A 13,306-nucleotide genomic window follows, 5' to 3' on the forward strand; every position below is an offset into this window, starting at 1 on the left:
CGTACGCGGGTGTTACTTGACCCGGCCGTAGCCGTTCGGGGTCATGATGTTGATCGTGCGGTGCAGCACGTCCCGGCCCGCCGACGGCGCGTCGATGATCATGCCGCCGCCGACGTAGATCGCGACGTGCGCGTTGGACCGGTAGAAGACCAGGTCACCGGGCTTCAGATCGGCCTTGCTGATCCGGGCGGTGGCGCTGTATTGCGCGGCCGCGTTGTGCGGCAGCGACTTGCCGGCCTTGGCCCACGCGGCCGAGGTGAGACCGGAGCAGTCGTACGAGTCCGGACCGGCGTCACCGAAGCCGTACGGCTTGCCGATCTGGTTGAACGCGAAGGTGACCGCGGTGCCGGCCGAACCCGCGATGGTCGGGATCGTGCCGGTGTAGCCGCCGCTGCCGCCCTCGGTGGGGGAGCCGTAGACCGTCTCGCGCATGTCGTAGAGGTCCTCGAGGTCGCCCTCGATCTTCTCCTTGCGGTCGGCCAGTTCCTTGACCTGAGCGGCCTGCTTGGTCTCGGTGGCCTTGAGGGCCGTCTGCTTCTCGGCGTACGTCTGCGTGGTCTGGGTGAACGCGTTGATGTCCGCCTGGTTCGCCTGGGAGATCTGCTCGAGATAGGCCATCTTCTCGAGCATGTCGTCCTTGCCGCCGCCGAGCAGCACGTTGACCGCGCCGACCCGGCCCTGGATGTAGGACGTGGAGGCGATCGTCTGAACCTTGGCGGTCGCCGAGGCCAGCGCGACCTCCGTGGGCTTCAGCGACTCCTTGAGCTTCTTCGCCTCCGCCTTGGTGTCCTTGAGGTCGATCCGCATCGCGTTGTACGACTCGGTGACGTCCTCGAGCTTCTCCTCGGCCGTCTTGATCTTCTTCTTGAGCTCAGACGCGGAGGGAGCCGCCTGTGCGGCCGTGGCGCCGGACGCGGCGACGGCGAACGCGGTCAACGCGACCACGAGCGCCCGGAGCCCGGTTCGGGGGTGTGGCACTGGTAAGGGGCCTTTCTTCCGCTTGGCCGCCTACCGGGTTAGCTGACGGATTCGGGCTGGAAGAAGTAGCCCTACCGCTTGCGCGGATTCACCCCACGTAGTGGTTCCCCGGCTCGCTTTTCACGGCAAACGGCGCCCACGGGGAGGGCGCCGGGAGCCGCACGTGATTCGGCGGCGCTGGCCGGTGCCACCGAGGGTTTGTGGCTGCGGACCGGACCAACCGCATTAACTTATCGAGGCGGGAAAAGAAATCAAGGCCCGGGGGCCGGGTTTCTACCATTAGCCGGACTTGTGTGGTTAATCCTGATAACGCGCAGTCATTTGATCACCGCTAAGCGTTAAAGCCGCCCGCCGGTAACACTATTCGCTCAGTGCCGGTTCCAGCGAGTGAACGATCCAGCTCTTGGTGACCCGGCGCTCGGCCCAGAACGAGAAGAACGGAATCGTGCCGGCCAGCATCACCAGGATCATGCGGGGGAAGGCCCACTTCGCCCGGCGCGCCAGATCGAAGGTCAGCACCAGGTAGACCATGTAGAGGAAGCCGTGGAACGGGCCGACCGTCTCGACGACGACCGGGTTGCCGCCGATGTACTTCAGCGGCATGCCGATCACCACGAGAAGAATCAGGACGACGCCGACGATCCAGGCAATGGTCCGGTAACGGGTGAGGGCTCCCTGCACGGCGAACGGCTCCTTCTCGATATCTGCCGGTGAAACGGCTATTGGGGGATGCGACCGGGATAGTCGGCCGGGCGGGCGCCGGGGTGGGCCGCCAACCAGGCGAGATAGTCGTTGTACGCGGTCAGCTCGGGATCGTCGGCCGCGGGAGTGGCCGTCCGGGCGGCGACCCGGACCGGGCGTCCCAGCGTGACCGGCGCGCCGGGCGTGCGGTCGGCGGTGGCCGGCGTGGGCGTCTCCGCCACCGGCTCCTCGACCACGCCGCTGACCTTGTGGCGGGCGAGCTGCACCTCACGCCACCAGATGAAGATCACGAATCCGCCGAAGGCCGGCCACTGGAGCATGTAGCCCCAGGAGACCGCATTGCCCGAGGAGGCGCGGCTGAACTGCCACCAGCCGAGAAGCAGGCAGCCCACCGTCAGGATCACCGCGAGCAGGTGACGGGCCAGCCAGGCCGGGGTCCACAGCCCTTTCATGCACCCGAGCGTACCGGCGTGTCCCCGGTGTCCGTCCGCTCGGTCCGGCCCGGAGACGATCACCATGGTGCTGATGTGATTCACGTCACGATGACTGCCGGAATCCCGGTGGCCTACCGACAGTTGTGAACAGATGCCGGTGTGCCCAGTGTCCCCGGGCCTCACCCTTCGCCTGCACGGAATACCAGTTCGGCTGGAGCCGTGTTGAGCCTTTCGCCGCGAGGCGACCTGCACACCGGCATCTACCTTCGGCGCCGCCCCGGATCATCCGGGGCGGCGCTGCCGGTCTACCGCCCGGCACCGCGGCCCGGTTCCGTCTGGCCACCCACCCACCCGCCCGGCGCGGCCTCCTGGCCGGTCTGGTCACCCGCCCGGCGCGGCCTCCTGGTCGGTCTGGTCACCCGCCCGGATGTGTCCGGGTTTCACGCCCGGTTTCGTCCGGCTTCGTGTCGGGTTTCCGGCAAGCTTCCATCGGTGAGACGGGGTTAAACGGACAAGACCGCCCGTTCGGGGCACGTCGCCGACATCTTTCCGGATCGACGTGGCAGTATCCGTCGGGTGTCTGCCCCGCAACGTCGCGTCCCGGCCGCCCAGCGCGGCGCCCGGCCGGCCCGGCGCGCCCGCCTCGCCGCGGCATCCTCCTTCCTCGGTCCGGCCCGTCGATTCGCCGCTCTGCCACGCCGGAGCAAGTCCTCCCGCCCAGCCCCGTCCACGGCGGGTGGGCCGCACCCGGTCGAGCTGGCCGGCCTGCTGAACGAGTTGACGGTCCGGCTGCTCGGCGCGGACACCCTCACGCACGCTCTGGACCGGCTGGCCGCCTTCGGCGCGAGCGCCCTGCCCGGCGTGGTCCGCTGCTCGGTGGTGCTGATCGGCGAGGGTGGCCCGCTCACCCAGACCGGCGCCGGCCGGGCGGGGGAGAGCTTCGATCTTCTGCAGTACGCCGGAAGCGCAGGTCCCGGGCTCGAGGCGGCCCGGACCCGCTCCCTGGTGATCAGCACCGACCTGGCCGCCGACGAGCGGTGGCCGGAGCTCACCGGCGCGGCCCGCTCCGAGGGCGTTCGGGCGGCCGCGGTGATCCCGCTGGACGTGCGGCGGACCGCGGTCGGGGCGTTCAGCGTCTACCTGGACCGGGACGGCGACGTCGGACCGGACCTGCTGGTGACCGCGATGGCAGTGGCCGGACAGGCCGAGCTGCTCCTCGGCGAGTTGCGCCGCCGGGAGGCCCTGACCGAGGGCGCCGAGGTGGACCGCGCCGTCGGCGTGATCATCGCCCAGCGGGGGTGCAGCGTGCAGGAGGCCTACGCCGTCCTGCAGGAGAGCTCCCAGCGACTCGGACTGGACCGGCGCATCGTCGCCGAGCGCCTGGTGGCCGCCGCCGCCCGCAAAGCCACCGACTGACCCCCTCGACCCGCTCCCGGGGCGGTGTGGAGACGTGCCGGTGATTCTCCGCGTGAACCTGTCGAGGGGTGTGGTGAGTCCGGGCCCGGTGCGTGCCTGAACCCACCACGGTGGTGCCGGGTCAGGCCGGCTTCTCGACGTGCTCGACGACCTCGAACTCCAGCAGGGAGGCACCGGTGGCCACCGGGCTGCGGTCACTGCCGGCGTGGGCGGCCTTGGCCCGGCCGTTCGACCACTCCTGGAAGGCCTCCTCGGTCTCCCAGCGGGTGTAGACGAAGTAGCGGGTCTCGCCGGCCACCGGGCGCAGCAGCTCGAACCCGAGGAAGCCGGGGGAGCCCTCCACGGCCCGCCGGCGGGCGGCGAACCGCTCCTCGAGCTGGGGGCCGGCGCCCTCCGGGACCTCAATCGCGTTGATCTTCACAACAGCCATGGCGCCACGCTACTGCGCCGGACCGGGGACCCGGGCCGGCGCGGCGGGGTACGGGAGTGTGCTTCTCCCGTACCCCCAGAAGGAGCTCAGCCGTCGGAACCTGCCTTGACCCCCTCGGGGTCGGCAGGCGCGGGCCCGGAGGCGCCGGTGTCCTTCTCCGCCTGTTTCGCGGCGGCGGCGCGCTGCTGCTGGGCCGAACCCTTGGCGAGCGCGATCTCCGGCAGGAAGAAGACCACGATCAGGCCGAGCAGCATGATGCTGAAGGCGATCAGGTAGACCAGGTGCACGCTGTCCGAGAAGCCGACCTTGAACGGGTGGGCGACCACGTCGGAGAGCTTGGTGATGAACGAGGTGTCGCTGAGCGCGCCGCTGTTCTGGGCCTGGGCGAGCAGCGCCTGCTGCTCGGGGTCGGCGGCGGCCTGCTGGAAGGCGGGGTCGGTGGCGGCCTGCCTGTAGGCGTCGGCGATGTTGCCCGGCAGGACGTTGAACAGCACGGACAGGAAGACCGCGGTGCCGAGCGTGCCGCCCATCGAGCGGAAGAAGGTGACCGCGCCGGTGGCCACGCCGATCTCGCGCGGGGAGACCGCGTTCTGCACGGCGGTGATCATCGGCTGCATGTTGCCGCCCAGGCCGAGGCCCATCAACGCCATGATCAGCATGACCCGCCAGAGCGGGGTGTCCGCGCCGATCGTGGAGAACAGGAAGAGCGCGACCACCATCAGGCTGCTGCCGATGATCGGGAAGATCCGGTAGCGGCCGGTCCGGGAGATCAGCTGACCGGAGACGATCGAGCCGGTCATGATGCCCATCACCAGCGGGATCATCTGCAGGCCGGCCATCGTGGCGGTCGAGCCCTTCACGATCTGCAGGTAGAGCGGGACGGTCATCAGGCCGCCGAACATGGCCATGCCCAGGATCGTGCTGGAGGTGGCGCCGACCGCGATCGTCCGGTTGCCGAAGAGGCGCAGCGGGAGCAGGGCCTCGTCCTTGTACGCCCGTTCGGCCAGGATGAAGCCGACCAGGCCGATCGCGCCGATCACGAAGCAGGCGATCGACCGGGTCGAGTCCCAGCCCCAGTCGCGGCCCTGCTCGGCGACGGTGAGGATCGGCACCAGGCAGAGGATCAGGGTGAGCGCGCCCGGCCAGTCGATGCGGTGGTCGACCCGGTGGTGCGGCAGGTGCAGGACCTTGGCGACCACGGCCATCGCGAGCAGGCCGATCGGCACGTTCAGGTAGAACACCCAGCGCCAGCCGTCCACCCAGAGGATCTTGTCGGCGCCGGCGAAGAAGCCGCCCAGGATCGGGCCGAGCACGCTGGCGGTGCCGAAGACGGCGAGGAAGAAGCCCTGGTACTTGGCCCGCTCGCGGGGCGGCACGATGTCGCCGATGATGGCCAGCGCGAGCGACATCAGACCGCCGGCGCCGATGCCCTGGATCGCCCGGAACGCGGCGAGCTGCCACATGTTCTCGGAGAGGCCGCAGAGGAACGAGCCGATCACGAAGATGCCGATGGCGAAGAGGAAGAACGGCCGGCGGCCGTAGATGTCGGAGAGTTTGCCGTAGAGCGGCGTGGAGATCGTCGACGTGATCAGGAAAGCGGTGGTGGCCCACGCCTGCAGGTCGAAACCGTGCAGGTCGTCGGCGATGGTCCGGGTCGCGGTCGCCATGATCGTCTGATCGAGGGCGGCCAGGAACATGCCCATCATCAGACCGCCGAGGATCGTCAGAATCTGGCGGTGGGTGAATTCCACCGGCTCGGCGGCCGGTGGACTGGAGTGGCTCACACGATCTCCCGTGGGGCTGCGGCTGGGTCGGTGCGCACCAGCGCCTCGACCGAGTTGTTGAACTCTTCGAAAAGAACGGTGAAAGCGGCGATCCGATCCGCCGGCCAGTCGGCGAGCGCCCGGCCGAGCAGCTCGATCCGTGCCTGGTCGAGGCGTCGGCAGGCGTCCTCGCCGGACGCGGTCACGGCCAGCCGTGAGGCGCGGCCGTCCTCCGGGTCGGCCTCGCGGCGTGCCAGGCCCGCTTTCACCAACTGGGCGACCTGACGGCTGATCGTGGACGGGTCGGCCTGCTTGATCTCGGCGAGATCGGTGACCCGCATCGGACCCAGGGAACGCAACGGCAACAGCAGCATCAACGCGGAGAACTCGGCGCCGAGGTCTCCTGTCTTGAGCATGCCCCGGAATCGCGTGCCCATTCGGATGAACCGCACGATCTCGTCAGCCAGCCGGGTGGTGTCCTGCTCCACGTCATGGTCCTGTCCGTTAGATGCTTGCACGATACAAGTTGTTGCGTGGGGAACGCATCCGGGTTTCAGCGCATCCGCCAGATGGTGGTGAGCAGGGTGGGAGTGTCCTCGAGAGCCTTCGGGACGGGGACCTCGTAGTCGGCGACCCGGGTGAAGAGGTGCCCGGGGAAGAAGCCGCGGCCCGGATCGCCGACCAGGACGGTGGCGTTGCGGTCGCGGCGGGCGGCCCGGAGGAACGCGGTCATCTCCGGGGCGACGGCCGGGCTGTAGAAGACGTCGCCGGCGAGTATCACATCCGGCATATTAGAAATGTCGGAAATGGTGACGTCGTTGGCGGCGGCGTTGCGGTGCGCGGCGGCCACCGCGTCCGGGTTGATGTCGGTGACGGCCACCGCGGCCGCCCCGGCCCGCGCGGCGGCGACAGCGGCCACCCCGGAACCGGTGGCGACGTCGAGCACCCGGCGGCCGGCCACCTCGTCCGGGTGGTCCAACAGATAGCGGGCGAGTGCCTGCCCGCCGGCCCAGGCGAAGGCCCAGAACGGCGGCGGCTCGTCACTGCGGAACTCGCCACCGGTCAGATCGAACAGGCCGACCGAGGGATCGGCCAGGTGCAGGGAGATCTCCGGAGCGAGGGGTACGGGGCGCAGAGCAGTCGAGTACACCCGGCGATTGTCCGGGATCCGTGGTCCGTGTCAGGCGGGAGCGGCTGAGGTCAACTTCGCGCGGTACGCGGCCCGTGCCTCGGCCGCCCAGCCGGCGTCCTCGTCCTCCAGCAGTGGGCGGGAGGCCAGGAAGGAGGCCGCGGCCAGTGGGCGGCCCGCACGGGCGGCCGGACGGTTCGCGGCGGCGGCGAGCAGCTCGTCGAACCGGGCGGCGTCCACCCGGACCTGATCGGCGACCAGGCCGTACCGGTCCTGCCGGTGGCTGATCACCGAATCCCGGCCCTCGACGCCCGGCTCCAGACGGTCGCGCAGCACCCGCAGGTCGTCCTCGACCGTCGTCGGCGGCACCCCGAGCAGGTCACCCAGCTCCACCAGCGACCGGTCGCCGCGCAGCGCCAGCAACGCGAGCAGGTGACGGGGGCGGTCACCGCCGAAGTCACCGCCGGTCAGGCGGATGCCGCGGGTGCGGACCTCGAGGTGGCCGAAGAGCTGGATGTCGAACATGATCGAGACTCTGCGACGTGGCGGTTCCGGCGGCAAGCCCCAAAGCGAGGGGGGCACTCGGCCGAAAGACGGGTGATGGCACCCGCTCGGCGGCAACCCGGCGTCGGGCGTACCGCGGTGGCCGTGCCCGCCGGTGCGACGGCAGCCTGTTGGTAGGGCAGGGTGGGTGTCGGGTAATCCTTAGACTGCGCATCGGTCTTTACCGGTAGCCGGCGGGAAAGGGGTCACATGGGGAACGACGCGACGATCAGCGTGCTCGTCGTCGACGGTCACCAGACCTTCGCCGAGCTGCTCGGTCACGCGCTGGCCGGGCAGCCCGATCTGCGGTGGGTGGGCCACGCCCGCACCGGGGCGGAGGCGTTGCGCCTCGCCGCCGAACTGCTGCCGAACGTGATCGTGATGGACCCGGAACTGTCCGATGCGGACGGCATCGCGATCGCCGAACTGATCCGGGTGCGCCAGCCCGACTCGCGTGTGGTGATCCTCACGTCCAGCGAGGAGCAGGCGCTGGTGCGCCGTGCCACCACCGCCGGTGCCGCCGGATTCCTGTCCAAGAACGGTGCTCTGGGTGACGTGCTGAACGCGTTGCGTACCGCCCATCGCGGCAGTATGACCGTCTCCACCGACATCCTGGCCCGTCTGCTGCGCAGCACCACGCCGGCCGCGGGCCCCCGCGGAGGCGGCCTGACCGCCCGTGAGGACGAGGTTCTGCAGCTCATGGCCTCCGGACTGGACGCCCGGGCGGTCGCCCGCCGGCTCGGCATCAGCGTGCACACGTGCCGGGGCTATCAGAAGGCCGTCCTCGCCAAACTCGGCGCGCACAGCCAACTCGAGGCGGTGGCGATCGCGACCAGGCGCGGGCTCGTCCGCCCTGACCCGCGGTAAACCCTGCGGTCACTCATCCGTTCGGCGGTTCCTTCCGTACTTCTTTCAGGGGGGATACCCGAGGGTGTGCAGGGAGGAAAATCGTGGACCGTACCGCCGACGTCGGCGGGTCGTCCGAGCCGGCCGGGACCGGATCGACGGACGATCGCATGACCGACCGGGGGCTGCCATATCGTCGTCCACAGGCCCGGGAGTCGGGGGAGCCGACCGGGGAGAACTGGTTCGGTGCGGGGGCGCCGGACACCACCGGCACTTCACCGTCGCTCACCGCCGGGTCGCGGGATCTGCCGGTCGTGACCGCGACCGGATCGCCGGTCGGCGCCACCGGTTCACCGGTGCGCTCCGCACGGATCAACTTCGAGGACCTCGACTTCGCCGCGACGCCGCCCGCCCCTGAGCCCGGGTCGGCCACATCCGGGTCCGGGTCGGCCACGTCCGGGTTCGGGCCGGCCGCACCTGAGTTCGGGCCGGCCACACCGGCCGGTCCGGGACGGGCCTCGTTCGGCTTCAGCGACGGGCCGATCGGGGGAACCCGGCCGGCGTCGTCGAGCCGGCGGCGCTCCCCGGAGGACTCGGGAACGCTGCCGATCATCCGGCAGCCGCCGGTGCCCGACACGGATCCGGTGCCGTCGTCGCCGGCGCCGTCGTTCGCGTCGTTCTCACCGGCATCGGGGTCGTTCCCGGCGGTGTCGCCCGCATCCAGGGACGATCTGAGCGAGGCCGCGTTCGCCTCGGGTCCCGAGGCGTTCTTCGCCGGGGCACCGGGCCCGGAGGTGCTCGAGTCGCCGCGCCCGGTCCCGGACCGTCCCCGGCAGTCACGGCTGGTCACCGCCGGCATGACCGTTCTCGGTCTGATCGCCCTGGCGGTCCTCGGGGTCACCGGGTTCGTCTACTACAACGGCGCGGACACCGACCTGGGCGGCATGCTCGGCAGTGGCGGGGAGCAGCCGCAGGCCGCCCAGCAGACCGTCACCGGCCCGATCGAGGGCCGGACCATCGCCACGTTCGAACTGCTCGCCGCCACCGACCGGGTCAACCTGAAGATCGCCGACCTGGGCGAGGACCTCTACCGGATCAGTACACCGGAGGGCACCGGCATGCGGCCCAGCGCGGCGATCCAGGGTGACCGGCTCGCCGTCGACCTGGCCCGCGACGGCAACGGCGCCGGCGGGCAGATGGAGGTGCTGCTGGCCGCCAAGGTGCGCTGGACGTTGCGGTTCTCCGGGTACGCCGCGGAACGCATCGTGGACCTCAGCGAGGGCCGGATGACCGGGATCGAGATCGTGGGCGGGACCCGGCGGGCCGAGATCACTCTCGCTCAGGCGGCCGGGACCGTGCCGGTGACGATCACCGGTGGGATGGAGGAGCTGATCGTGCGGGCACCGGAGAACAGTCCGGTGCGGGTCAAGGTCAATGGCGGCGCCGGCACCGTGACGGCCGGTTCGCGGACCCTGCGGGATCTGGCACCCGGTTCCACGCTGACGCCGAAGAACTGGGCGAACGGTGACCGGTACGACATCGACGCGGTCGCACCGATCACGCTGCTCAAGGTGGAGAACTCCTGATCGGGACACCACCCGCGAGGGTGGTGTCCCGATACGGGGAGACTCAGTTCAGCAGGCGCAGGCGGACCGTCTGCTCCATCGCCCGAAGCTGCTCCAGCACGTTGTCGCTGTAACCGGCGGCGATGTCGGTGATCAGATAGCCGTACTCACCGCGGGTGCTGAGCATCTGGCCCTCGACGTTCACACCGTGCTCGGCGAGGATCCGGTTGACCTGGGCGAGCACGCCCGGCGTGTTCTTGTGCATGTGGATGATGCGGTGCAGGCCCGGCATCTCCGGCAGGGTGACACCGGGCAGGTTCACGCTCAGCGTGGTGTTGCCCTCGGTCACGAACTTCGCCAGCTTGTTGGCCACGAAGCCGCCGATGTCGGACTGTGCCTCCTCGGTCGACCCGCCGATGTGCGGGGTGAGGATGACGTTCGGCAGGCCGCGCAGCTCGGAGACGAACTCGTCACCCCGGCCCTTCGGCTCGCTCGGGAAGACGTCCACCGCGGCGCCGGCCAGGTGGCCGCTCGCCAGCGCGTCACGCAGCGCCAGGTGGTCGACCACGATGCCGCGGGACAGGTTGAGGAAGAGGCTGCCGGGGCGCATCTTGGCGAACTGCTCCGCGCCGAAGAAGCCCAGGTTGCCGGGCCGGCCGTCGACGTGCAGCGTGACGATGTCGCTGGACTCGAGCAACTCCTCCATGCTGGCGCACCGGTGTGCGTTGCTCAGCGCCAGCTTGTCGGCCGTGTCGTAGAAGTAGACCGACATGCCGAGGTTCTCGGCGAGCACGGAGAGCTGCGTGCCGATGTTGCCGTAGCCCACGATGCCGAGACGGCGACCGCGGATCTCGTGCGCGCCGTCCGCCGACTTGTCCCAGACCCCGCTGTGCATCAGCGTGTTCTTCTCGGTCAGGCGACGGGTCAGCGAGATGATCTCGGCGATCGCCAGCTCGACCACCGAGCGGGTGTTGGAGAACGGGGCGTTGAAGACCGCCACCCCACCTGCCGAGGCGGCGGGCAGGTCGATCTGGTCGGTCCCGATGCAGAAGGCGCCGATCGCGACCAGACTGTCGGCGGCCTCCAGGACCTTCGCCGTCACCTGGCTCTTGGACCGGACTCCGAGCAACTGCACCCCGCGGATGCGCTCGATCAGCTCGGTCTCGTCGAGGGCGTTGCGGACGGACTCGACCTGGAAACCGTCCTCCTCGAGCCGGGACACCGCATCCGGATGGATGCTCTCCAAAAGAAGGACTCGCACCTTGGCCTGGTCGATCATCATCTTCCGTTTCCGTTTTTCGGTTGCCCGCCTGGGCCGCCACGCCGAAGCCCAGTTCACAGGGCTGCAAGACTATCCCCCGGCGTGCTGGTCCCGGTGCGGTGTGCTTGAGGTCCCACGTACCGGTCAATCCGGTAACTGTTACGGGCGGGCGGCGGGTGTGGTTCAGAGGGGTTTCTTCACGGTGTGCGTTCGCTGAACGCCCGCTGGACCCAGGGCAGCAGGGCGTCACCCTGAAACCGCTGGAAGGCGCGGACCGTCGGCAGTCCGGGAGGCGGTGGCTGCCGGGACTGGTAGTGGAAATATCCGGTGAACCCGGTGATGATGTCGCGCACCACCGCCGGATCGATGCCGGCCGTGATCCGCCGGGCGTCGCCGCCGTGCACGATCACGTTGATCGCCAGCGCCAGCCTGTCGAACCAGGCCGGCGCGGTGGCGCCCCACGGCCAGTCGACGAAGAAGATCCGGCCGTCCTCGCGGATCAGGATGTTGTCGGCCCGGACATCCATGTTGACCAGGGTGTCGCCGGTCCGCAGCACCGCGAGGCCGCGCTGTGCCGCCGCGTGCAGCGAGCCGGCGTTCCGCGCGGCCCACGCGTCCAGGTCGGCGGGCGGGTCGGCGGCCAGCGCCGCCCAGCAGGCGAAGTCGGCGGTCAGGTGGTCGGCCGCGGTGGGCAGGTCGGACAGCGGCGCCGGCGTGAGTGCCCGGGCGAGCTCTCCGAGCGCGGTCACCGTCGCATCGATCTCGGCAGCCACCCAGGGGGTACGCGGATGCGAGCCCGCGATGTCCTCCAGCACGATCACGACCCACTCGCCGTGCTCGAAGCCGCCGAGCAGACGGGGCACCGGCGCGTGCGCGGGCATGGCGGCGTTGATCCGCAACTCGCGCCGCGCCATCCGCACCGAATCGGTGTTGAGGGACGCGGCCACGGCCTTCACGAAGGCGCGGCGCCCGTCCGCGGTGCGAACCCGGTCGGCGGTGCCGGGGGAGAACCCGCCGGTCTGGGAGACGGCCTCGACGACCGGGCCGCCGATGATCCGCTCGATCCCGTCGCGGATGTCGCCGGGCAGGGCGTCCCACCCGATGCGTACGCCACTCGCTGCCACCATGTCCGCGATCCTGGCAGTCCGCCCGGCTGTTGGCGACCGGTATTCCCGGGCGGCGCCCACCTCGTGGCCCAGGGCAGGAACAGTGCCAGGGCGACGGCCAGCAGCAGGCGCGACTCACGCAGCGGAAGCCAGTCGATCGCGGTCACCGGCAGCAGCATGATCGCGAGAACGCCGATCCGGATCCCGGGCGCCAGGGGCAGGGCGGCGGCCAGGACCAGCCAGACCTGGTGATGGGTCCAGGACACCGGGGAGAGGACGACGGCGGCCGCTCCGGTGACGATCAGGCACCGGAGGAGATCGGTGTGCTCGTCGGTGCGGGGCCCGGCCGTCCGCCGCAGGGCCACCGCGGCCACCGCGCCGGCCAGCAGCAGGGCCACGGTCGCGTGGTGGGGGACGTCCAGGCGCATCAGGGCGCCGTCGAGGGACTGGTTGCCCACCGAGGTGATGGCGCCGAGACGGGGCACGTTGTGCATCTCGGTGAGCCAGTACCGCAGGGACTCCTGGGGGAGCACGGCGGCGGCCAGGGCGGCGCAGGTGAGGAAGGTGGCGGTGGCGATGCCGGCGGCCCGGCGGCGCCCGGTCAGCCAGAGCATCGGGATGAAGATCAGCGGGGTCAGTTTGACCGCCGCGGCCAGGCCGATCAGGACGCCCTGCCGGCGGCTGCGGCGCAGGGCCAGGACGTCGGCCGCGACCAGCAGGGCGAGCAGGAGGCTGATCTGCCCGTACTTGAAGGTGGACGAGACCGGGGCGGAGAGCAGCAGGGCGGTGGCGATCAGCGGGGCGCGGCGACGGTCGACCAGCAGCGCCAGGGCGATGGCGGCCGCGGCCACGCCCACCGTCCAGGCCAGGTGCAGGGGGAACGCGGGCAGCCAGGCCAGCGGCAGCAGGAGCAGCGCGGCGAACGGCGGGTAGGTGAAGGGCGCGTTCCCGTTGCGGGTGTAGTCGTAGAGGTCCCCGCCGTGGCGCAGGGTGTCCACGGCGCCGGCGTAGACCTGCAGGTCGGTGAGGCGGCCGGCCTCGGGGCGGCTGAGGGCGACGGCACCGGCCACGACGGCGACGGTCAGCGCGGGCGCCCAGCGGGTCGTCGCTCTCATTATTGCCTCTCTACATAG

At 70.5% G+C, this 13,306-nt stretch carries 14 protein-coding genes and 1 riboswitch; of the genes, 3 read left to right on the plus strand and 11 right to left on the minus strand.

The features are described from left to right. Positions 1–12: 12 nt before the first annotated feature. The 3 genes from QSK32_RS08615 to QSK32_RS08625 form a co-directional block, all read right to left on the minus strand. Complete coding sequence (locus QSK32_RS08615; protein ID WP_045742363.1) at positions 13–978, minus strand: C40 family peptidase; 966 nt, start codon at positions 976–978, stop codon at positions 13–15. A gap of 12 nt (positions 979–990) precedes the next feature. Then, a riboswitch (cyclic di-AMP (ydaO/yuaA leader) is annotated at positions 991–1,123 on the minus strand. A gap of 215 nt (positions 1,124–1,338) precedes the next feature. Further along, positions 1,339–1,659 carry a DUF3817 domain-containing protein gene (locus tag QSK32_RS08620; protein ID WP_045742364.1) on the minus strand — a complete coding sequence of 107 codons (321 nt, stop codon included), beginning with the start codon at positions 1,657–1,659 and terminating at the stop codon, positions 1,339–1,341. Between the two features lie 38 nt (positions 1,660–1,697). Further along, the gene (locus QSK32_RS08625) at positions 1,698–2,132 is read right to left on the minus strand and encodes a hypothetical protein (protein WP_045742393.1); all 435 of its coding nucleotides are present in this window, start codon (positions 2,130–2,132) and stop codon (positions 1,698–1,700) included. 558 nt (positions 2,133–2,690) lie between these two features. On the opposite strand from QSK32_RS08625, the gene QSK32_RS08630 reads away from it, so the two are divergent. Continuing rightward, the gene (locus tag QSK32_RS08630; RefSeq protein ID WP_045745207.1) at positions 2,691–3,530 is read left to right on the plus strand and encodes a GAF and ANTAR domain-containing protein; all 840 of its coding nucleotides are present in this window, start codon (positions 2,691–2,693) and stop codon (positions 3,528–3,530) included. Positions 3,531–3,651: 121 nt separating this feature from the next. On the opposite strand, the gene QSK32_RS08635 is transcribed toward QSK32_RS08630, so the two are convergent. The 5 genes from QSK32_RS08635 to QSK32_RS08655 form a co-directional block, all read right to left on the minus strand. Continuing rightward, a complete protein-coding gene (locus QSK32_RS08635; protein WP_045745206.1) occupies positions 3,652–3,960 on the minus strand; it encodes an antibiotic biosynthesis monooxygenase family protein in 309 nt (102 codons plus the stop codon). An 86-nt stretch (positions 3,961–4,046) separates the two neighbouring features. Further along, a complete protein-coding gene (locus QSK32_RS08640; RefSeq protein ID WP_285471597.1) occupies positions 4,047–5,744 on the minus strand; it encodes an MDR family MFS transporter in 1,698 nt (565 codons plus the stop codon). Next, on the minus strand, positions 5,741–6,211 hold the full coding sequence (locus QSK32_RS08645) for a MarR family winged helix-turn-helix transcriptional regulator (protein WP_045745204.1): 471 nt from the start codon (positions 6,209–6,211) through the stop codon (positions 5,741–5,743). Before QSK32_RS08645 ends, QSK32_RS08640 begins: the two co-directional genes overlap by 4 nt. Before the next feature lie 65 nt (positions 6,212–6,276). Continuing rightward, the gene (locus QSK32_RS08650; RefSeq protein WP_285471598.1) at positions 6,277–6,873 is read right to left on the minus strand and encodes a class I SAM-dependent methyltransferase; all 597 of its coding nucleotides are present in this window, start codon (positions 6,871–6,873) and stop codon (positions 6,277–6,279) included. Between the two features lie 30 nt (positions 6,874–6,903). Next, positions 6,904–7,377, minus strand: a complete 474-nt coding sequence (locus QSK32_RS08655; RefSeq protein ID WP_285471599.1) for a hypothetical protein — start codon at positions 7,375–7,377, stop codon at positions 6,904–6,906. Positions 7,378–7,605: 228 nt separating this feature from the next. On the opposite strand from QSK32_RS08655, the gene QSK32_RS08660 reads away from it, so the two are divergent. After that, positions 7,606–8,262 carry a response regulator gene (locus QSK32_RS08660; RefSeq protein ID WP_045745202.1) on the plus strand — a complete coding sequence of 219 codons (657 nt, stop codon included), beginning with the start codon at positions 7,606–7,608 and terminating at the stop codon, positions 8,260–8,262. 83 nt (positions 8,263–8,345) lie between these two features. Then, the gene (locus tag QSK32_RS08665) at positions 8,346–9,827 is read left to right on the plus strand and encodes a hypothetical protein (RefSeq protein WP_285471600.1); all 1,482 of its coding nucleotides are present in this window, start codon (positions 8,346–8,348) and stop codon (positions 9,825–9,827) included. 43 nt (positions 9,828–9,870) lie between these two features. Here QSK32_RS08665 and serA read toward each other — a convergent pair whose 3' ends face one another. The 3 genes from serA to QSK32_RS08680 form a co-directional block, all read right to left on the minus strand. Next, positions 9,871–11,088 carry a phosphoglycerate dehydrogenase gene (gene serA, locus QSK32_RS08670; RefSeq protein ID WP_083449336.1) on the minus strand — a complete coding sequence of 406 codons (1,218 nt, stop codon included), beginning with the start codon at positions 11,086–11,088 and terminating at the stop codon, positions 9,871–9,873. A 176-nt stretch (positions 11,089–11,264) separates the two neighbouring features. Next, complete coding sequence (locus QSK32_RS08675) at positions 11,265–12,131, minus strand: aminoglycoside phosphotransferase family protein (protein ID WP_285471648.1); 867 nt, start codon at positions 12,129–12,131, stop codon at positions 11,265–11,267. Next, positions 12,020–13,288, minus strand: coding sequence for a glycosyltransferase 87 family protein (locus QSK32_RS08680; RefSeq protein ID WP_285471601.1), 1,269 nt, complete (start codon positions 13,286–13,288; stop codon positions 12,020–12,022). The genes QSK32_RS08675 and QSK32_RS08680 overlap by 112 nt, the downstream gene beginning before the upstream one ends. Positions 13,289–13,306: the final 18 nt, after the last annotated feature.

Origin of the sequence: Actinoplanes sp. NBRC 101535 (assembly GCF_030269225.1) — a bacterium.
Classification (GTDB): domain Bacteria; phylum Actinomycetota; class Actinomycetes; order Mycobacteriales; family Micromonosporaceae; genus Actinoplanes; species Actinoplanes rectilineatus.